The sequence below is a fragment of the Rahnella bruchi genome, from assembly GCF_003614975.1.
Classification (GTDB): Bacteria; Pseudomonadota; Gammaproteobacteria; order Enterobacterales; family Enterobacteriaceae; genus Rahnella; species Rahnella bruchi.
This window is the reverse complement of the sequence record NZ_QZWI01000002.1, coordinates 238,151-256,339: the sequence shown is the minus strand read 5'-3', so window position 1 is coordinate 256,339 and position 18,189 is coordinate 238,151. Positions and strand designations below refer to the sequence as shown.

General features: G+C 50.4%; 18 protein-coding genes and 2 tRNA genes. 8 read left to right on the top strand and 12 right to left on the bottom strand.

All coding sequences use genetic code 11. From position 1 onward, the window contains the following. Positions 1–4: 4 nt before the first annotated feature. Positions 5–1,771 (bottom strand): AAA family ATPase, encoded by a 1,767-nt coding sequence (locus tag D5398_RS06640; RefSeq protein ID WP_120506898.1) that lies wholly within the window; start codon positions 1,769–1,771, stop codon positions 5–7. Between the two features lie 210 nt (positions 1,772–1,981). Between D5398_RS06640 and matP the strand changes: the two genes are divergently transcribed. After that, positions 1,982–2,440 carry a macrodomain Ter protein MatP gene (gene matP / locus D5398_RS06635; RefSeq protein WP_120506897.1) on the top strand — a complete coding sequence of 153 codons (459 nt, stop codon included), beginning with the start codon at positions 1,982–1,984 and terminating at the stop codon, positions 2,438–2,440. Positions 2,441–2,562: 122 nt separating this feature from the next. Here the strand turns inward: matP and ompA are convergent, their stop codons facing one another. Next, positions 2,563–3,639, bottom strand: a complete 1,077-nt coding sequence (gene ompA, locus D5398_RS06630; protein ID WP_120506896.1) for a porin OmpA — start codon at positions 3,637–3,639, stop codon at positions 2,563–2,565. 357 nt (positions 3,640–3,996) lie between these two features. Further along, positions 3,997–4,503 (bottom strand): SOS-induced cell division inhibitor SulA, encoded by a 507-nt coding sequence (sulA, locus tag D5398_RS06625; RefSeq protein ID WP_120506895.1) that lies wholly within the window; start codon positions 4,501–4,503, stop codon positions 3,997–3,999. A 216-nt stretch (positions 4,504–4,719) separates the two neighbouring features. On the opposite strand from sulA, the gene D5398_RS06620 reads away from it, so the two are divergent. Continuing rightward, a complete protein-coding gene (locus tag D5398_RS06620) occupies positions 4,720–5,352 on the top strand; it encodes a TfoX/Sxy family DNA transformation protein (RefSeq protein ID WP_120506894.1) in 633 nt (210 codons plus the stop codon). Positions 5,353–5,379: 27 nt separating this feature from the next. On the opposite strand, the gene yccS is transcribed toward D5398_RS06620, so the two are convergent. Beyond that, the gene (yccS, locus tag D5398_RS06615) at positions 5,380–7,521 is read right to left on the bottom strand and encodes a YccS family putative transporter (RefSeq protein WP_120506893.1); all 2,142 of its coding nucleotides are present in this window, start codon (positions 7,519–7,521) and stop codon (positions 5,380–5,382) included. A 36-nt stretch (positions 7,522–7,557) separates the two neighbouring features. Next, a complete protein-coding gene (locus tag D5398_RS06610) occupies positions 7,558–8,019 on the bottom strand; it encodes a YccF domain-containing protein (RefSeq protein ID WP_120506892.1) in 462 nt (153 codons plus the stop codon). A 193-nt stretch (positions 8,020–8,212) separates the two neighbouring features. On the opposite strand from D5398_RS06610, the gene helD reads away from it, so the two are divergent. After that, positions 8,213–10,267, top strand: a complete 2,055-nt coding sequence (gene helD, locus D5398_RS06605; RefSeq protein WP_120506891.1) for a DNA helicase IV — start codon at positions 8,213–8,215, stop codon at positions 10,265–10,267. 70 nt (positions 10,268–10,337) lie between these two features. On the opposite strand, the gene D5398_RS06600 is transcribed toward helD, so the two are convergent. Both D5398_RS06600 and D5398_RS06595 read right to left on the bottom strand, forming a co-directional pair. Next, entirely contained in the window at positions 10,338–10,799 is a 462-nt protein-coding gene (locus tag D5398_RS06600) for a methylglyoxal synthase (RefSeq protein ID WP_120506890.1), read from the bottom strand. Between the two features lie 117 nt (positions 10,800–10,916). Beyond that, entirely contained in the window at positions 10,917–11,567 is a 651-nt protein-coding gene (locus D5398_RS06595) for a DUF2057 family protein (protein ID WP_120506889.1), read from the bottom strand. Between the two features lie 189 nt (positions 11,568–11,756). Here D5398_RS06595 and D5398_RS06590 point away from each other — a divergent pair, with 189 nt between their 5' ends. Then, positions 11,757–12,170 (top strand): CoA-binding protein, encoded by a 414-nt coding sequence (locus tag D5398_RS06590; protein WP_120506888.1) that lies wholly within the window; start codon positions 11,757–11,759, stop codon positions 12,168–12,170. Between the two features lie 99 nt (positions 12,171–12,269). Here D5398_RS06590 and hspQ read toward each other — a convergent pair whose 3' ends face one another. Together hspQ and rlmI are read right to left on the bottom strand one after the other, a co-directional pair. Next, positions 12,270–12,587: a heat shock protein HspQ gene (hspQ, locus tag D5398_RS06585; RefSeq protein WP_120506887.1), complete on the bottom strand. Its 318-nt coding sequence runs from the start codon at positions 12,585–12,587 to the stop codon at positions 12,270–12,272. Between the two features lie 136 nt (positions 12,588–12,723). Then, positions 12,724–13,917, bottom strand: a complete 1,194-nt coding sequence (rlmI, locus tag D5398_RS06580) for a 23S rRNA (cytosine(1962)-C(5))-methyltransferase RlmI (protein WP_120506886.1) — start codon at positions 13,915–13,917, stop codon at positions 12,724–12,726. A 98-nt stretch (positions 13,918–14,015) separates the two neighbouring features. Here rlmI and yccX point away from each other — a divergent pair, with 98 nt between their 5' ends. Further along, on the top strand, positions 14,016–14,294 hold the full coding sequence (gene yccX / locus D5398_RS06575) for an acylphosphatase (RefSeq protein ID WP_120506885.1): 279 nt from the start codon (positions 14,016–14,018) through the stop codon (positions 14,292–14,294). Between the two features lie 6 nt (positions 14,295–14,300). On the opposite strand, the gene tusE is transcribed toward yccX, so the two are convergent. Further along, positions 14,301–14,630, bottom strand: coding sequence for a sulfurtransferase TusE (gene tusE / locus D5398_RS06570; protein ID WP_120506884.1), 330 nt, complete (start codon positions 14,628–14,630; stop codon positions 14,301–14,303). A 107-nt stretch (positions 14,631–14,737) separates the two neighbouring features. Further along, positions 14,738–15,403, bottom strand: a complete 666-nt coding sequence (yccA, locus tag D5398_RS06565; RefSeq protein ID WP_120507006.1) for an FtsH protease modulator YccA — start codon at positions 15,401–15,403, stop codon at positions 14,738–14,740. A gap of 269 nt (positions 15,404–15,672) precedes the next feature. Between yccA and D5398_RS06560 the strand changes: the two genes are divergently transcribed. After that, positions 15,673–15,760: transfer RNA gene (locus tag D5398_RS06560), tRNA-Ser, on the top strand. Between the two features lie 195 nt (positions 15,761–15,955). After that, a tRNA-Ser gene (locus tag D5398_RS06555) sits at positions 15,956–16,043 on the top strand. Positions 16,044–16,102: 59 nt separating this feature from the next. Here the strand turns inward: D5398_RS06555 and D5398_RS06550 are convergent. Continuing rightward, the gene (locus tag D5398_RS06550; RefSeq protein WP_120506883.1) at positions 16,103–17,047 is read right to left on the bottom strand and encodes an AraC family transcriptional regulator; all 945 of its coding nucleotides are present in this window, start codon (positions 17,045–17,047) and stop codon (positions 16,103–16,105) included. Positions 17,048–17,165: 118 nt separating this feature from the next. Here D5398_RS06550 and D5398_RS06545 point away from each other — a divergent pair, with 118 nt between their 5' ends. After that, a complete protein-coding gene (locus tag D5398_RS06545; protein WP_120506882.1) occupies positions 17,166–18,056 on the top strand; it encodes an SDR family oxidoreductase in 891 nt (296 codons plus the stop codon). The last annotated feature ends 133 nt before the right edge of the window (positions 18,057–18,189 follow it).

Here is an 18,189-nt window from a genome sequence, read left to right as displayed (position 1 = left end):
CCGATCAGCTGCGGCTGAACCAGTTCAGCCAGCGAAGAGGCCACGGATAACGCGGGCCACCTTGCGATGTGACCAGTGCTATACGCTGCTGAATCAATCCCAGCAGGCTCGGACGCTCTTCTTCAGCTTCTTCTTCGTTTGTGTAAATCAGTCCGGTCAGGATAGGCAGCGCTTCGGCTGCGTTATCAACTGCCCATAAGTGAAACTGGCCTTCGCGAACGGCGTCCAGAACCTGCGGATGCAGGCAAAGATTACGCACGTTGCTGGTTGGCAGAATGACCCCTTGCTTACCGGTCAAACCGCGACGCTGACAAACTTCGAAGAAACCTTCGATTTTCTCGTTCACGCCACCAATAGGTTGCACATTCCCAAACTGATCGACAGAGCCGGTGACCGCAATTTGCTGGTTAATCGGCTGCATCGACAACGCACTGATCAGTGCGCAGAGTTCAGCGAGGGATGCGCTGTCGCCGTCCACTTCTCCGTAAGACTGCTCAAACACAATCGAGGCGGAGAAGGGCAGAGGCTGGTCGAGTTCTAACTCGGAAATCAAAAAGGCCTGCATAATCATCATGCCTTTGGCATGCAGATTGCCACCTAATTCTGCTTTGCGTTCAACGTCGGTAAATTCACCGTCGCCGGTGTGTACGACACAACTAATACGCGAAGGTTCACCTAAAGCGCGTGGATGACCTGGGTATTCCAGAACCGAAAGGCCGTTAATCTGCCCGACCACTTCACCTTCGGTTTCAATACGGATTTGCCCCAGCTCAATTTCGTCCTGCATACGTTCCTGCAGGTAGCTTTCGCGCCAGGCGCGTGCATTAGCGGCCGCTTCAAGAGATTTGGCACTGAGCAACTCATCTTCGTTGTAGAGTGCGGCTTCGCTAAGTTGGGCATTTAACCAGACAGGATCGAGAGTCAGGCTTCCCTGATCGGTGCTGTGGCGGATGGCTATTTTCAAAAACTCTGGCCAGGCATCGGCAGCAAGACGTGGGATCTCAAGCTCATCAGCCAGCGTGTTCACGTAACCACACCAGGTTTCCATGTCGCTTTCTTCGGTCAGCGGCAGATCTGCTTCGAATTCGCCATAAATAGCAGAATCCATCAGTTCAGGTTCCATATCGCTGAGGTCACCCAGCGAAAGGCGGTCACCCACCAGGATCAGACGCAGGTCAAGCGGCATGGGAGGCACAGTAACCGGTAAAGGTTTTGTTTCATCGGGGGAAACCCAGTGATACTGGCCTTCAGTGATCATCTGCTTGAGGCGCAACCACATCAGTGGCTGAGCGATGAGTGTGCGGATTGACAGCACTAACACGCCGCCATTGACCTGATGCACCAGACCCGGCTCGAGCTGAATCTGATCTTTGTACAGGCGAACACAGCCAAACAACTGTTCTGGCTCAATCCATTCGCGGTACTGGCAGGTAAAGCTTGCCGCGAAAGTATCTTCGGCAGTTTTGGCTGCCAGCAGCGTCACCTTATTACCATCAATATGGTAGCGGTTGCCGATCACTTCGGTTTGTTCCGGCAGCAGGCTGCTGACCACGTCAGTAATACGTGACAAGTACTCGCGATTTTCCTGCGCCTTAAGCGTCATAAAACGCGGACGGGAACGGGGATGACAAAACAGCGTTAAACCATTTTCCAGCCGGGGCTGAGTGCCTGCGAAATCGACAGGGGCTAACTGGGCAGCCGTTGCAAAAATTGCCTCGTAAGGCGCGGTATCGGGCAGTAAAAGCTGCCAGTCAAGTCGGTTATTGGTCAATGTGTTAGCTGTTTTCTATAAAAAGGGAAAGAGCGATTATACAAGAATATATCCGGCTGCATACAATCAGAGTCGTAGCACAATTGGTCTTAGCGCACATTGCTGAACGGGTGCTTAAAAAACAGGCGAAATAAGCCGGTTTATTTGGGGTGAAAATTGAATTAAAGCTGTTATGCTTAGTAAAGTTACGTGGTCACCGAAGAGTTCACGATGAAATATCAGCAACTGGAAAATCTCGAAAGCGGTTGGAAATGGAAGTATCTGGTGAAAAAACACCGGGAAGGTGAGCGGATCACTCGCCATTTGGAAAACAGCGCTGCTGAAGAATCTGTGAATCAACTTCTCAGGCTGGAAAACGAGCCGGTGAAAGTGGCGGATTGGATTGTTAATAATATGAATCCGTCGCTGGAAAATCGGTTGAAACAAACGATCCGTGCCCGACGTAAGCGTCACTTCAACGCTGAACATCAACATACGCGTAAGAAGTCGATCGATTTGGAATTTCTTGTCTGGCAGCGTCTGGCCGGGCTGGCACAAAGGCGCGAAGCAACGCTGTCTGACACGATCATTCAGTTGCTTGAAGACGCAGAACGTAAAGAGAAATACGCAAATCAGATGTCTTCACTCAAAGAAGATCTGGAACAAATCCTCGGTAAAAAAGAGAGCTGAGTCTCTCTTCTCCTTCCTTTGTTTATGCTCAGATTTCCCTTTTAGCAGGTATTAAAGAAGACATAAAAAAACCCCGCCGAGGCGGGGTTTTTGATATCTGTAGCAAAAGCTAAAGAGTGTTATTAAGCCTGTGGCTGAGTAACAGTATCTTTGTAGCCTTTAACTTCGATTTCTACACGACGGTCTGGTGCCAGGCAGTCGATCAGAGCAGCGCGGCCTTTAACGGAGTCACAGGTAGAACCAGTAACTGGGTTAGATTTACCCTGGCCTTGTGCAGAGATTTTGTTAGCAGGGATACCTTTAGATACCAGGTAATCTACTACGCTCTGAGCACGTTGCTCAGACAGTTTCTGGTTGTATTGTTCTGAACCGATACGGTCGGTGTAACCCAGAACGATAACAGAACCGTCTTTAGGATCGATTGAGCTCAACTGGCTGTACAGCTGATCCAGAGCCTGTTGGCCTTCTGGTTTCAGAGTCGCTTTGTTGAAGTTGAAGAGGACATCAGATTTCAGAGTGAATTTCTTAGTCTCTACAACTGGAGCCGGAGCTGGTGCTGGAGCAACAACTGGTGCAGCTGCTTCATCTTGACCGAAACGGTAAGAAACACCTACAGACAGCATTGCGTTATCAGGACGTGCACCAACGGTAGCAGCGTCACCAATGTTGTTAACCCACTGGTAATCCAGACGGGTAGCCCAGTTTTTGGTCACTGCGTATTCAAAACCAACTGCTGCCAGTGGAGAAACGCCGGTGTCGTGATCGCTTACGCGGCCGTTAGCACCGTTGTTGAAGTTACCATTGGCATCTGCACGCCAGACCATACCACCCAGACGGGTGTAGATGTCCAGATCGTCAGTCAGTGGGTAGCTCAATTTAGCAGCCAGCTGAACGCCTTGTGCTTTGAACGCGCCATTGTTTACGCTGCCTTTGTAAGGCATACGGCCAAGCCAGTCATATCCCATTTCAAAGCCCAGGTATTGGTTCGCTTGGTAACCCAAGAACGCACCTGCACCCAGTTGGCTTTCGTGGGTAGGGCCATTGCCGATACCGTTGTAAGCATTTGCGAAACCAGTGTCATGGTATTGGGACCAGCCCAATTTAGCACCGGTGTACCAGGTGTTATCTTTAGGGGCGGCTTGCGCTACGGTAGCGAAACCTGCCAGTGCCACTGCTAATGCGATAGCTGTCTTTTTCATTTTGCGCCTCGTTATCATCCAAATAGGCAATTGAGCTTTATGCTTTTTAAGCCCTTGGTTAAAATCCTTACGCCAAGATTATTGCTTCATTTCAGAACTTGCCACTTTACGTTGGCATTATTGAGCAACCTTGGCGTTGTAAAGTCTACAACGTGGCGCGAAACTTACAAGCTTGATGTGTTAACACCGTGGAAAAAAAGGGAAAAACGTACACATTTCTTAACGGCTTTGACTAATTGCTGACAATTTGTGAAGGCAATCTACATTCAGGAAGCCCATTTTTACTGGGTTCTGAACCTTTCTCAGCACAAATCACTAAGTTCCGCATTATTTTCGTAGGAACATTCCTATTTTGAACTAATGGTATACGGAAGAGTGAATTTTTACTGTTGAGTGATGTCCACAAGCTGAATTCTGTTCATTTGTTGGCTTCATGATGAAGCCGTAAGCTCCCCCCTGACGTGCAGCAATTTGCAATCTTTCCCTCTCTGCATCATTCAAATCTGGCAGCCATCCGAGCACTACACTGTAGTTACCGGTCTGTAATGCTTTCTCCATTGCATCGACGGTCGACATCGCGGTTATCTGATTAACCTGAACCATTTTATCCACCGGTAAACCTGATTGTGATAACCAGTGGCGACTCAATTTTTGCTGAGGTGTCAGCCACAACAACCAGCGTGATTGCATGCCGAGATGTTGCAGCAGGGGCAGCAGTAACTGGGCAAAAGCAGGCTGGCTCGCACTATAGACGAACTCGGTGATCAGACCATTATTCAAGGATGCAGACGTATTTACCTGTGCACGGGAAACGGGCAAAGCAAGCTGACTAAAATGATGATTTGCAAGGTGTTGAGTTCGCATAGAGATGTACCCCAGTGAGTTACTGTATGGATGTACAGTACTCTGGCGATGAGCAAAGATCAACCCAATTTTTCCAAGACATCTCGCAAATTTTGAAGGCAATACCCTGCAACTGCATTTTATGTTTGTTGCCACACACGACATTGCGTATTTTGCTTTTAGCAGTTGTGGTAATTCAAACTGGTCGTAAGGAATGAATGTGAAAAGGATAACGCAATGATAAATCAATCAAAAAAAAGAGTGCTTGAATGTCTGGAACTTTTTGCCCCTTTGGGCAATATACGCTCGCGTACGCAGTTTGGCGGGTTCAGTTTATCTGCTGATAGCGCCATGTTCGGTCTGGTCTCTGACGGGGAGTTATATCTGCGGGCGAACGATGACAATGAAGCTCACTTTTGCCGTAAAAAAATGGAGCGACTGATTTACCGCAAGCGGGGGATGGATGTGCATTTACGTTATTTCAAAGTCAGTCATGACCAATGGAGTGATCCTCAGATACTCCTGAGGCTGGCGAAAGTGGCGCTAAAAGGCATGCGGCGTGAAATTGAATCAAAGAAAAATAGTGAAGCCCTGCGTTTAAAAGACTTGCCCAATCTCACGTTGGCACTTGAGCGGATGCTGTGGCAGGTGGGGATTGAAAATTCAGGTGACCTTAGGATGCAGGGCGCACGCAGGGCATACCTGAAATTGTGCGCAATAAAAAAAAAGAATTTGGGCATTAACTTACTGATGGCGCTGGAGGGGGCTATTTTGGGTTTTCATGAAGCTGCCTTGCCGGTGGCGTCCAGAGAGTTATTAACTCAATGGTTCAACCATCAGCAAGATCAATATCCCCTGACGATGCACTAAGCCGCAGCGTTTGACGGCTGTGGATAGTCAGGAACTCTGAACGGGCAGAATTTTACTATTAAGACTGGTGAGTTCAGGTAAATGAGCCACCAGTAATCCAATTTGCTGCAATACCAGTTGTTCTTTACTGTCGGAATCCGTGGTTCTCATCTGAATACGGGCAGTCAGATTTTCAAGAGCCTGCTGAATGCGATCCGCTTCAGAGGGCAGATGGTGCAGTGCCCCTTCCACGCAGCAGACCGCGTCATCCAGCAAACTCAGAGTTTCTGCATCGTTAATTTTCTCACGATGTGCGCCCAGCGCAGAGATATAGCTCAACATCGTATGGTTCAGGCAAAGCAGTCGGAAGGCGGCATCCAGTGTCGCTGTATCGTTATTCTTCTCAGAACTCATATTCGAGACAACGGACGCCAGCTCCGCATCGCAGTTATGTGCATCACGGCGCGCCAGACGGTAATCGAGACTGTTGTCTTTCCCCTGATGGTATTGCACCAGAATTGCGTCAAGGTAACGGCAGTTCGCATCGAAGGTTTTGCTGACGACGCGGTCGATTTGCCTGAATTTCCAGTCCGGCCAGATAAAGGTCACCGCCGCCCAGGCAATACCACAGCCAATCAGCGTATCGATGATACGGGGAATAGCGATTTCAAAACCTTCGCCCAGTAAGTTAAAGCACAACAGCACCAGGAGGGTGATGAACATCGTGGCCTGCGCGTATTGCACCGTGCGAAAGGCAAAGAACAATAACCCGCTGATAACGATCAGGATCATTTGTCCGTCAATAGAAGGAACGAAATACAGTATTGGAATACCCAGTGCAATACCGGCAAGGGTGCCGATGATCCTCAGGGCCAGACGGCGTCGTGTGGCGCTGTAGTTAGGCTGACAGACAAATAAACTGGTGAGCAAAATCCAGTAGCCGTGGTTCAAACCGCTGACCTGAAGAAATACGTAGCCGACAAACAGCACAACAGACATTCGCACCGCGTGGCGAAACAACACCGATTGTGGCGTGAAATGGCGAGATATACGCAACCAGATATCATCGAGCCCGGTAAGGCGGTCTTCGGCGAAGGTGTTTTTGCCTGTCTCATTATTTTCAGGCAGAGATTGCTCGGATTCAATATTGGCCAGTTGTGCATCAATGGCGTGCAGATTGCGTAAAAGATGGCGCAATGCCTGCAACATTTCCCGATGCTCGCCCTGCGACTCCAGACGTTTCAGCGCCTCGTCGAGCCTGGCGAATGCGCGCTCAAACTGGCTGTTATGTTGATATTTCTGACGATACAGGATGCATTGTGACAATTGCGAACAGGCGCGTGCCTGCATACTCATTAAACGCTGGAAACGAAACAAGATATCGCTGTGATGGAATTGTTCACTCAGCTTAAGGTACTTCACATGCGATGAACTGGCGCGCTCATGAATATCCTGCACCACGAAATAATAATGCAACGTCCGGCGCGTTCCTTTCTGTCCCCGGTCGCCTTTCAGACGAGTTTGCAGCGTATTTTTAGTCTGATTGAGCGTAGAAACCAGCTGTCCGTTGGCCATCGCCAGCTCAACCAGTTGCTGATTATTGTCTTCCTGATCGGGGTCGAACAGCGTCGCTTTGGCTTCGAGATAAGCCGCGAGTTGCGTAAAGCAGCGTGAAATCTGATCCTGCAATGGCCGGATGGGAAAGATAATATGCCCGGCCAGCGTCAGCAGGTTGTACCAGATGGCACCGGCCAGCAGGATCAGCGGTTGCTGATACCAGATGTGATACATGCTGGTACCCAGCATGGTATAGATGGCAATCAGCAACGCGCCGAAAGCAATGGTGGCATAACGCTGGCCTAGTGCGCCGAGCAGAATAAATCCGCAGGTAGACAGCATCAGTCCGGGGGCAAACAGCCATGGATAGGGGAAAAGCAGTTCGATTGACGCAGATGCGATGAAAAAACACACCAGGGTGATCAGTAGGTTGCGCAGCCTGCCCGCCAGACGGTCGTCAAGATCAGCCAGTGCAGCGGCGACGACACCGAGCGTAAGGGGAATAGTCAGCGTAATCTGACCCAGCCACCATGGAAAGGCGGCCGCGCCTGCCAGAGCAATGAAAATTCTGATGTGATAAAGAACATTGCTGTTATAGGCATAGCGCCTTAAACCCGGTGCAATCGAAAGCACTAAAAAACCCCACGTAAAAATCAAAAATGATGAAAATCAGCGAATACGACCATCTTTCATCAGACGGCTGGCATTAGCTTCACGAACTTGTTTGGCGAGTTCAACAGAAACTACGCGACGTCCTACCGGCCAGAGTGCAATCACCGCGATTTTAAAATTCGCGATGCCCACCGGAATACCGATAATACTGATACATTGAGCGATACCCGCCATGATGTGGGACAAGCATAACCACCAGCCGAAGAAAATAAACCAGAATATATTCAACAGAGTACCACCACCGGACATCAACGCATTGCGTTTTTCAGGATACAATTCATCAACATGAACGGCTTCGTTGCCAAACGGCATCAAAGACAGACGGGTGATTTCCCAGCAGGAGCGGGTCAGGGGCAGGGTGAAAATCAGTACGATGCTCACCAGCGTGGCAAACAGCCAGGCGAGAGTGGTAAAGAAACCACCTAAAACAAAGTTGAGAATATTAAGAACTGTGCGCATGTCTGATCTTCCCGAAGGTATTAAAAGTTAAAAGATTTCATGTTTCCCTAAATGAAACATACCTCTTATTCTACTCTGTTTTGTAACGTGGATCGCCTGCGCTTATCAAAGGTAAACTCTGAAATACACTTGCATGTAAAATAATAAACATTACCTTTCCGTCAGGAATTTAGAGAAAACACGGTGTGATGATATGGAATTGAAATCGACCTCATTCGGGAAACATCTGGCGCAGCATCCTTATAACCGGGTGCGTCTGCTTAATGCGGGCGTGGAAGTCAGTGGCGATAAACATCACTACCTGATCCCTTTTAATCAGCTTATCCAGATCCGCTGTAAGCGCGGCATCGTCTGGGGCGAGCTTGAGTTTGAGTTGCCGGAACAGAAAGTTGTGCGGCTTCACGGCACCGAATGGCAGGAAACTCAGCGGTTTTATCACTACCTCCTCAATATCTGGCAGACCTGGAGTCAGGAGATGAGCGGGGTCAGCGCCGGTGTATTGCATGGACAAATCGAGAAGATCACTCAGATTGAGCAGCAGGATAAATGGTTCAAACGGGTTGATTTAGCGGATGTACAAAAAGATATTCAGGAAGCCTTTTCAGCGGTTCCGGTGCCTGTAGAACGCCTCAATGATTTTGACAATTGCCGTGACGATTACCAGACCTGCCTTCGCTGGCTGGAGCAGGGCAAGCGCAGCGTGACGCAGCGTAATCTTACCTGGACCGAACGGGTGATCGCAGACAATCGCGATTTTTTCGATACCGTCGAAGTCTCGCCACTTAACGAGAGTCAGTGTCGCGCCGTGGTCAACGGTGAAGATTCCGTTCTGGTTCTGGCGGGTGCCGGTAGCGGTAAAACATCCGTACTGGTGGCACGTGCAGGCTGGTTGTTACGCCGTCAGGAGGCGCTTCCTGAGCAAATTCTTTTGCTGGCATTCGGGCGCCAGGCTGCGGATGAAATGAATACCCGCATCAAAGAACGGCTGCATACTGACGGAATTAAAGCTAAAACTTTCCATGCGCTGGCGCTTCAAATCATTCAGGAAGGCAGCAAGAAAGCGCCGAAGATAAGCAAACTCGAAACGGATGCAAAAGCGCGCCGCAGTCTGCTGATCAAAACCTGGCAGCAACAGTGTGCGGAGAAAAAAGTACAGGCCAGCGGTTGGCGGCAATGGATGACCGACGAGCTGGAATGGACGGTGCCTGACGGTGATTACTGGAAAAACAAATCGCTGGCTGAACGGCTGGGCAGCCGTCTTGAGCGCTGGCTCAGCCTGATGCGCATGCACGGTGGCAGTCAGGCAGAAATGATTGAAAGTGCGCCTGAAGAAGTCAAAGATCTGTTCACGAAACGCATTCGTCTGATGGCACCGCTATTGAAAGCCTGGAAAATCGCGCTCAAAGATGAAGGCGCAGTGGATTTTTCGGGGCTTATTCATCAGGCGGTCAATATTCTGGAAAAAGGCCGTTTCGTCAGTCCGTGGAAACACATTCTGGTTGATGAATTTCAGGATATCTCGCCACAGCGCGCGCTTCTGCTCTCGGCGTTACGTAAGCTTAATAAGCACACCAGTTTATTCGCTGTAGGGGATGACTGGCAGGCGATTTACCGATTCAGCGGGGCGGAACTTTCGCTGACCACCGCTTTTGCCACAAACTTTGGCGAAGGGGCGCAATGCGAGCTGGATACTACTTACCGGTTCAACGATCGCATCGGTGAGATTGCCAATAAGTTTGTCCAGCAAAACCCTTATCAGCTAAAAAAACCGCTGAACAGTCTGACCAAAGGCAATAAGAAGAACGTGGTGATCCTGCCTGAGGATCAGATGGAAAAACTGCTGGATAAGCTCAGCGGATATGTCACTTCTGACGAGCGAATTTTGGTACTGGCGCGTTATCACCATCTGAGACCGCAAATTCTGGAAAAAGCCGCAACGCGTTGGCCAAAACTCAATCTCGAATTCATGACCATTCATGCCAGCAAAGGGCAGCAGGCGGAATACGTGATTATCGTCGGTCTGCATGAAGGGAATGATGGTTTCCCTGCTGCAGCGCGGGAGTCCCTGCTGGAAGAAGTTCTGCTTCCGGAACCGGAGGACTTTATGGATGCTGAGGAACGGCGTTTACTGTATGTGGCCATGACGCGGGCAAAGCATCAGGTCTGGCTGATGCAGGATAAAGAGCGTCCGTCGGTATTTGTGGAGCAGCTGGAAGACATTGGCGTTCCGGCGCAGCGTAAACCCTGAAATGACAAACCCGGCAATGGCCGGGTTTTACTTTTCTGCTAATTAACATTTAACAGTGCGAGTCTTTAAATCACTCTTTCAGGCGCGACCATAAATAGCGTTGATAGTCGGGAATAACGATTTCGATTTCAGACTGGAACATCGGGGAGTTGATCAGGAAATCCGCGGTTGCCACGTTAGTCGCCACCGGAATATTCCACACGGTTGCCAGACGCAGCAGGGCTTTAACATCAGGATCATGCGGAACCGCATTCAGGGGATCCCACAGGAAAATCAGTAAATCGATTTTGCCTTCGGCAATCATCGCACCCACCTGCTGATCACCACCCATCGGGCCGCTCAGCATACTTTTTACATTGATGCCGGTATTTCGCTGCACCAGATTACCGGTGGTACCGGTGGCGTAGAGAGTATGTTTTGAGAGTTCGGCGATATTTTTGTCGACCCATTTCATCAGGGTATTTTTACAGTGGTCATGCGCGACCAAAGCAATATGTTTTTGTTTTGCGATCGTACGGGTCGTGTATTCCATCAAATTCCCTTCAACGCGAAGTAAGAGTGGATCACAGAATACTGAAACTCCGTTTTACTGCATAGAGCGGGGGCAATAATTCGGCGTTAAGAGAAAGAATGCGTGACGCAGATTAAATTACGAGGTCTGCTCTTGTTCACCGGGCAGTTTAAACCAGAGCAGAAATTGTTCGAAGCTGGCGTTTGCTGCCAGGCGAGTCCAGAGCGGGTGGAGATAAGCGATTGAAATTTGCGATGGTGTACCCTGGGCAAGTGCCGATTTTTTATCCGTCGCCCCTTTTGCAAATGAAGGAACTGCCGCACGTGCGCCGGACAAATTGTACGTCATCATCAATTTTTCAGCGTCAGCGGTGTGCACGGGATTAAACATATTCAGAACATCACGCTGCGTCGGTATCTGCCGACCCTGTTCATCAACCAGCTGATAGTTCATCTGCTTGTTAAATTGTGTCGCCTCGGTTTCGTTGCTCAGTTTGGGCAGGACGAAGGAAACGGAGCGATTGCTTTTGGCATTGAACGTTACGATAAGGGCAGGGGAGTGATACATCGGCGTTACGCCGCTACGGAGATTCTTGCTGACCTGAAACAGGATCTGATGCTGACCGCCGTCGAGCTCGAGGCTGTCCGCGCCTTTAAGAATTGCGCCAGACATTTGTTTACCGTCGATCACCAGAACGTCAACGTCTGGGGACAGTTTAAGTGAGGTCGCCGAAGCTGACGCCATCAGGCTGAGACTCGCTAATGCGACCAGCGCATGACAGACTTTCATTCTTCTTCTCCCCGGATACCAAATTGCTCATCGTCTATTATTCAGCAATGGTGATAATGTGTCAAAGTTTTACAAAATGTTTTTAATTAACACTATCCGGGTGAGGTATGTCGCCTTTTTGAACCACAGGCTGTCGGAATAGCCAGCCTGCGTTACACTTAACGAATACAGGTAAAAGGAGATAATCCCGTGCAAGATAATGATATTCGCAAGATTCTTGAGGAAGTGAAAACCATCGCATTGGTAGGTGCCAGTGACAATCCGGGCCGTCCGAGCTACGGCGTAATGGCGTATTTACTTTCTCAGGGCTATGAGGTGATCCCGGTCAGTCCGAAGCTCGCTGGGAAGGAATTACTGGGACAAAAAGCTTATGGTTCACTGGCTGAAATTCCTCATCCGGTGGATATGGTCGATGTATTTCGTAATGTCGATGCCGCTTATGGTGTGGCGCAGGAAGCGATTGCCATTAAAGCCAAAGTGCTGTGGCTCCAGTTAGACATAATCAATGAACAGGCGGCCGTGCTGGCGAAAGAGGCCGGATTAAAAGTGGTGATGGATCGTTGTCCGAAAATTGAAATTCCGCGTTTGGGAATGGAAAAGTAATCGGGATCCCAAACAGCTATCTGCGTCAAAATCAGGTAATAAAAAAACCGGCCATCGAAGCCGGTTTTTAATGTTTAAAGGCGTCCTGCGGGATTTGACTCAGTTACGCAGACGCGGCGCCTGAAGCTGGCTGCGGATAGATTCGGCCAGGTCATCCAGAGACGTTTGTTCCGGATGAGAACGCGCGGCTTCGTGATCAATCTGAATCTCTGCCAGATAGGTATGCACCGGCTGGCCTTCTTCGTCTTCCATCACAACGTGATACCAGGGAGCGGTGCGCATGATATCGTCAGCGGCGACATCATCAACACCGGGCTTTTCGAGCGAATACTCCGCATCGACATCAATCACCACACCTAAGTAACCTAACAGTCTGTGGCGAACCTGCTGGCCGATACCGAATTTACTGGCAATCATAGTCACCTCCCAAAATAATTCATTGATCTCTATATGGAGATAAAACGCGCTATTTCAAGTTATGACCGCTCTTTCTGCTAAAAATTCGACGGCGTATCGCATCGCAGCACGCCGTGCTTACTCAGTCAGACCATTTTCAGTTCATCACCAGACAAGCGAAACCTTTCAGATACAGGCCTTCCGGATAAGCGCCGGTCACCGGATGGTCGGCGGCCTGACGGAACTGCTCAACGAACTGAATTTCGCGACCGGCATCAAGCGCGGCATCGGCCAGAATTTTCTGGAACAAGTCAGTGGGCAGCAAGCCGGAACAGGAGAAGCTCAGCAGGATCCCGCCCGGACGCAGCAGTTGCAGCGCCAGCATATTGATATCTTTGTAGCCACGACAGGCGCTCGCCAGCTGATTTTTATTCTCAACGAATTTCGGCGGATCCATCACAATCATGTCGAACTGCTTGCCTTCAGTGCGGTATTTGCGCAGCAGCTGGAACACGTCTTCACGCACGAACTCGGTTTTAGACAGATCCAGCTTATTCAGCTCAACGTTCTGACGTGCCACGTCAAGCGCCGCCTGTGAGGTATCCACGTTGGTGACTTTGGTACAACCGCCCATCAGTGCAGACACCGCGAAAGCGCCGGTATAAGAGAAACAGTTCAATACATTACGGCCAGCGGCGTAATTGCGTGCGGCAAGGCGGCTGTCACGCTGGTCGAGATAGAAACCGGTTTTATGGCCTTCTTTAATATCCACCAGCAGGCTCATGCCGTGTTCCTGAATTGGCAGCAGGGCTGGCGGCTCATCGCCGACCACATGTCCCTGAGTCAGCTCCAGACCTTCTTTTTTACGCACGGCAACGTCGGAACGGTCCCAGATTGCGCATTCCGGATAGCAATGTTGCAGCGCAGCAATCAGCGGCGCTCGCTGATATTCGGCACCGGCAGAAAGCAACTGCAGCACCAGGAAATTCTGGAAACGGTCGATGGTGATACCCGGCAGACAGTCAGATTCACCGGCAATCAGGCGGTAACCATCAAGCCCGTCGCGCTTAGAGATATAATCACGCCAGTTTTGTGCCTGTTGCAGACGGCGGATGAAGAATTCGATGTCGATGTCTTCATCTTGCTTAAACGTCCAGACACGCGCACGGATCTGAGAAGACGGTGAATAAGCACCGCGTGCCAGCCATTTTCCCTGACTGTCTACAATATCTATAGTCTCGCCGGAATTGGCTTTACCTTCGACACGGTGTACCGCGCCGGAAAATACCCACGGGTGGCGGCGGAGAAGAGATTTTTCACGGCCTTTGGCCAGAATTAAACGTGCAGTCATAAAATTAGGTTCTGTCGGTTCGGAGACAAAAAAGAGCGACATTGTCCGGTCATGCAGGTGAAATTGCAACGAACCATACCGCTAACGGAGAGAAAATTATGGCAACAGTCAGTATAGCCGCCTATGTGTACGGCATGGTGCAGGGCGTGGGTTTTCGTTTTGCGACCCAACATCAGGCAACCGGTTTAGGTTTGACCGGTTACGCGAGAAATCTCGAGGATGGCAGCGTTGAAGTCGTGGCGTGCGGGGAACAGGAGAAAGTCGATCAGCTTCTGGCCTGGTTAAAACAGGGCGGGCCAAAGCATGCACGGGTGGATCGCGTGCTCAGTGAGCCGACCGCACCCGGCCACTACAGCGATTTTAAAATCAAATACTGAAGGTGTTTACAAACACTTCACCGGCTTTGGCAGACCGGCAATTTTGGTTGCCTGTTTGGCCGGGCCTTTCGGGAACAGCCGGAACAGATAGCGGCTGTTGCCTTTCTCTTCGCCATATTTTTGCGCCATCGCTTTTACCAGCATGCGCACGGCAGGCGACGTATTAAATTCGAGATAAAACTCGCGCACAAAGCGTACGACTTCCCAGTGGGCGTCGGTGAGATCAATACCTTCTTCTTCTGCCAGCAGGGGCGCCATACCTTCCCGCCACTCCTGACTGTTTTTCAGGTAACCCTGAGCGTCGGTTTCAATAATCTGTCCTTCAAACTCCAGCATACAACCTCAAACCCGTAAAAATGCGGGGATCAGTTTAACAAAAACAGCGGTCAGACAAAATAAAAAGCCCCGCACGATGGCGGGGCTGCAATTCATTTCACGTATTATCAGGTACGTGATGACAGACCCAGAATGCTCAGCAGGCTGACAAAGATGTTGTACAGCGAGACATACAGGCTCACGGTCGCACGAATATAGTTGGTTTCGCCGCCATGGATAATGTTGCTGGTTTCCCACAAAATCGCGCCCGCAGAGAACAAAATAAACAGGCAACTGATGGCCAGTGACAGCGCCGGAATTTGCAGGAAAAGGTTAGCGATCACCGCGACCAGCAACACCACAAAACCTGCCATCATCATGCCGGACAGGAACGACATGTCTTTGCGCGTGGTCAGCACGTAGGCTGAACAGCAGAAGAACACCAGCGCGGTACCGCCCAGCGCCAGCATAATGATGTCACCGGCGCCGACAGAAAGGAGTGAACTCAGCAACGGCCCGAGCGTATAACCCATAAAACCGGTCAGCGCGAAAGCAGACAAAATACCCGCCGGACTGTTCGCCGTGCGGTAGGTCAGGAACATCAGGCCATAAAACCCGACGATCGTCAGCAGAAAGCCCGGAGACGGCAATCTCAGAACCGTACTTGCCGTCGCAGTGATCGCGGAAACGCCCAAAGTCAGCGCAAGCAGGAAATAAGTATTACGCAGCACCCGGTGCGTGCTTAGCAGCGAGCCAGCGCGTGATGATGACGAAGATGCAACGATACGATCCATGCGGTTCATAATAAAATTCTCACTCTTAACAAAAAGTTGGAGTCGGTGAAAATAGAAACAGGTTGCAGTGTAAGTAGTTGCGGAGCGTCATTAAAGACGTTTTACCCTTCTTTACCTGCTCAGGGCGGGCAGGGCGCGGTTTCCTGACTTCAAAATCACCGAAATGATGCTTAAATCGCCGCTTGCAAGCCGAATGACTGTTTTTCAGGCAAACAAACCGAATCAGACTTTACAAGCGGATCGGCACTGTTTATAGTTCGCTTCGTTGCGGAGGGGTGGCCGAGCGGCTGAAGGCACCGGTCTTGAAAACCGGCGATGGGAAACCATTCAAGAGTTCGAATCTCTTCTCCTCCGCCATAAACAACACAAGAAAGCTGCTAAGTCATTAGCGGCTTTTTTTGTGTCTGCAATTTATGCGTATGTTTGCGAACGTGATTTAAATGCTCATAAAATCAACAAACTAGACTGAAAATAATGTTTGCATCTTTTTTTCTGTCTTGTATACTACGCCCCGTACTGAACGACTGATGTCGCAAAGTACTTGTTGTTTACGGAGGGGTGGCCGAGCGGCTGAAGGCACCGGTCTTGAAAACCGGCGATGGGAAACCATTCAAGAGTTCGAATCTCTTCTCCTCCGCCATAAACAACACATTAAAGCTGCTAAGCAATTAGCGGCTTTTTTTGTGTCTGAAATTCGACTCACTCCGCGATTGCTGTATTTTCTACGTCCGCCTCATCTTTATGCCCGTATTGCCTTGGCGAGCATCCTAATGTGCGTTTGAATGCCGTACTGAAAGCACTTTCTGATTCATAGCCCAGCGAAAGGGCCACGGCCGATACCGATTCTTTACTGTTTGCCAGCCGGTCTCCGGCCAGCAACATTCGCCAGCGTGTGAGGTATTCCAGCGGCGCGCTGCCGACGGCCAGCTTAAATTTCTGCGAGAAGACAGAACGCGACATGCCCGCCCGTTCAGCAAGTGTCTGGACTGTCCAGCGGTGAGACGGATTTTCATGCATCGCATTCAGGGCTTTTGAGAGCTGCTTATCGGCCAGCGCAGCAAACCAGCCACTGCCTTCATCGTCCTGCACATTATCGGCGTGCATCCGCAGCGCCTGAACCAGCATCATGTGCGCCATATGCTGAGCGATCAGTAATCCGCCAGGCCGTTCATCACGCAGTTCCTGCATCATACATTCCACTGCCCAGCGCAAACTTTGCCTGTCAGATTCTTTCGAGATATGCACCACCGGCGGCAACATTGCCAGCAGGGTTGGCGCGTTTGCACCGCTGACTGCAAAACGGCTGCCGGTGAGAAAGAAATCTTTGCCGCCGTTGCAGGACACGGTTCCGCCATCACGCGCCTGCTCGAAAATCGGCACGGCATCGACCGGAGGAATACTTAAATCACTGGCCAGCCGGAACGGGCGACCGCTCGGTAATACAAAACAGTCACCGGCTTGCAGATGGACCGCTGCGGGCACGCCATCAACCGCCAGCCAGCATTCGCCGGTGATAATCGCATTACATTTTATCGACTGATAATGATCAGGAAATTGCACTGACCATTCGCCACCGGCTTCAAAACCTTTGGACATATAGCTGCGCGGTTTGAGCAGCGACAACACATCAGAAAGAGGATCCATCAGCGACTCCGGACGATTGCAAAGATAATACGGACATTAGCGCATAGATCGTCTTTTCTCCAGCGCCTATATTTTGTTTCCTAAGCAGCAGATTGAGCCAACAACAGAGGAATTCGAAATGCGTGTATTCGTGACAGGTGCAACAGGTTTTGTCGGTTCTGCGGTGGTGCAGGAGTTGCTGCGCGCAGGCCATCAGGTGCTCGGTTTAGCGCGTTCAGATGCCTCGGCGCAGGCGCTGACGGATGCCGGTGCCGACGTGCTTCGCGGCAGTATTGAAGATCTCGAGAGTCTGGCGTCCGGCGCTGCGCAGGCCGACGGCGTGATCCACACCGCCTTTATCCATGATTTTTCGAAGTTTCTGGAAAATTGTGAAAAAGACCGGCTGGCAATTGGCGCGTTAGGCGCGGCGCTGAAAGGTACAAATAAACCGCTGATCGTGACTTCCGGCACGGCACTGGTGGGTGGCGGGAAGCTGGCGACAGAAAATGATTTACCCGATCCGCAGGGACATAACCCGCGCGTGGCTTCAGATCTCGCCGTGGCGAAGCTTGCGGAGGAAGGTGTGCACGTTTCGCTGGTGCGTCTGCCGCCTTCCGTGCATGGCGCGGGCGATCACGGATTTGTGCCAATGATTATTGCGATGGCACGTGAAAAAGGTGAATCAGCGTATCCGGGGAATGGCGAAAATCTCTGGCCAGCAGTGAACCGTTTTGATGCCGCTAAGGTGTTTGTGCTGGCGCTGGAGAAGGGCGCGCCGAACGCGATATATCACGCAAACTCGGAGGAAGGCGTGCCATTTCGCGAAATTGCCACGCTGATTGGCAAACACCTGAATCTGCCGGTGGTCAGTAAAACTGCGGAAAATGCAGCCGCACATTTTGGCTGGTTTACGCATTTTGCCTCGCTTAACAACCCGACATCCAGTCAGATCACCCGCGATATTTTGGGCTGGAAACCGGAGCATCAGGATTTACTGACCGATATTGATGTCGCCGGATACTTTAAATAATTCCCGTTTTCTGAGCTTAAAAAACAGGTCATTCAGATGGCCTGTTTGCGTTTTGCACCGTGGTTTTAATGGTGTTAATTGCCTAAAAAACGCCCCGAATCACAAATCGGGAAGATAAAAACGTTACCCTATT

Bases quoted from the DNA above. Each gene is read 5' to 3' on its own strand.
- D5398_RS06545 (WP_120506882.1), top strand. From the start codon at position 17,166: ATGCGTGTATTCGTGACAGGTGCAACAGGTTTTGTCGGTTCTGCGGTG.
- yccX (WP_120506885.1), top strand. From the start codon at position 14,016: ATGGCAACAGTCAGTATAGCCGCCTATGTGTACGGCATGGTGCAGGGC.
- D5398_RS06550 (WP_120506883.1), bottom strand. From the start codon at position 17,047: ATGGATCCTCTTTCTGATGTGTTGTCGCTGCTCAAACCGCGCAGCTAT.
- sulA (WP_120506895.1), bottom strand. From the start codon at position 4,503: ATGCGAACTCAACACCTTGCAAATCATCATTTTAGTCAGCTTGCTTTG.
- matP (WP_120506897.1), top strand. From the start codon at position 1,982: ATGAAATATCAGCAACTGGAAAATCTCGAAAGCGGTTGGAAATGGAAG.
- tusE (WP_120506884.1), bottom strand. From the start codon at position 14,630: ATGCTGGAGTTTGAAGGACAGATTATTGAAACCGACGCTCAGGGTTAC.
- hspQ (WP_120506887.1), bottom strand. From the start codon at position 12,587: ATGATTGCCAGTAAATTCGGTATCGGCCAGCAGGTTCGCCACAGACTG.
- D5398_RS06610 (WP_120506892.1), bottom strand. From the start codon at position 8,019: ATGCGCACAGTTCTTAATATTCTCAACTTTGTTTTAGGTGGTTTCTTT.
- ompA (WP_120506896.1), bottom strand. From the start codon at position 3,639: ATGAAAAAGACAGCTATCGCATTAGCAGTGGCACTGGCAGGTTTCGCT.
- D5398_RS06620 (WP_120506894.1), top strand. From the start codon at position 4,720: ATGATAAATCAATCAAAAAAAAGAGTGCTTGAATGTCTGGAACTTTTT.
- yccA (WP_120507006.1), bottom strand. From the start codon at position 15,403: ATGGATCGTATCGTTGCATCTTCGTCATCATCACGCGCTGGCTCGCTG.
- rlmI (WP_120506886.1), bottom strand. From the start codon at position 13,917: ATGACTGCACGTTTAATTCTGGCCAAAGGCCGTGAAAAATCTCTTCTC.
- helD (WP_120506891.1), top strand. From the start codon at position 8,213: ATGGAATTGAAATCGACCTCATTCGGGAAACATCTGGCGCAGCATCCT.
- D5398_RS06595 (WP_120506889.1), bottom strand. From the start codon at position 11,567: ATGAAAGTCTGTCATGCGCTGGTCGCATTAGCGAGTCTCAGCCTGATG.
- D5398_RS06600 (WP_120506890.1), bottom strand. From the start codon at position 10,799: ATGGAATACACGACCCGTACGATCGCAAAACAAAAACATATTGCTTTG.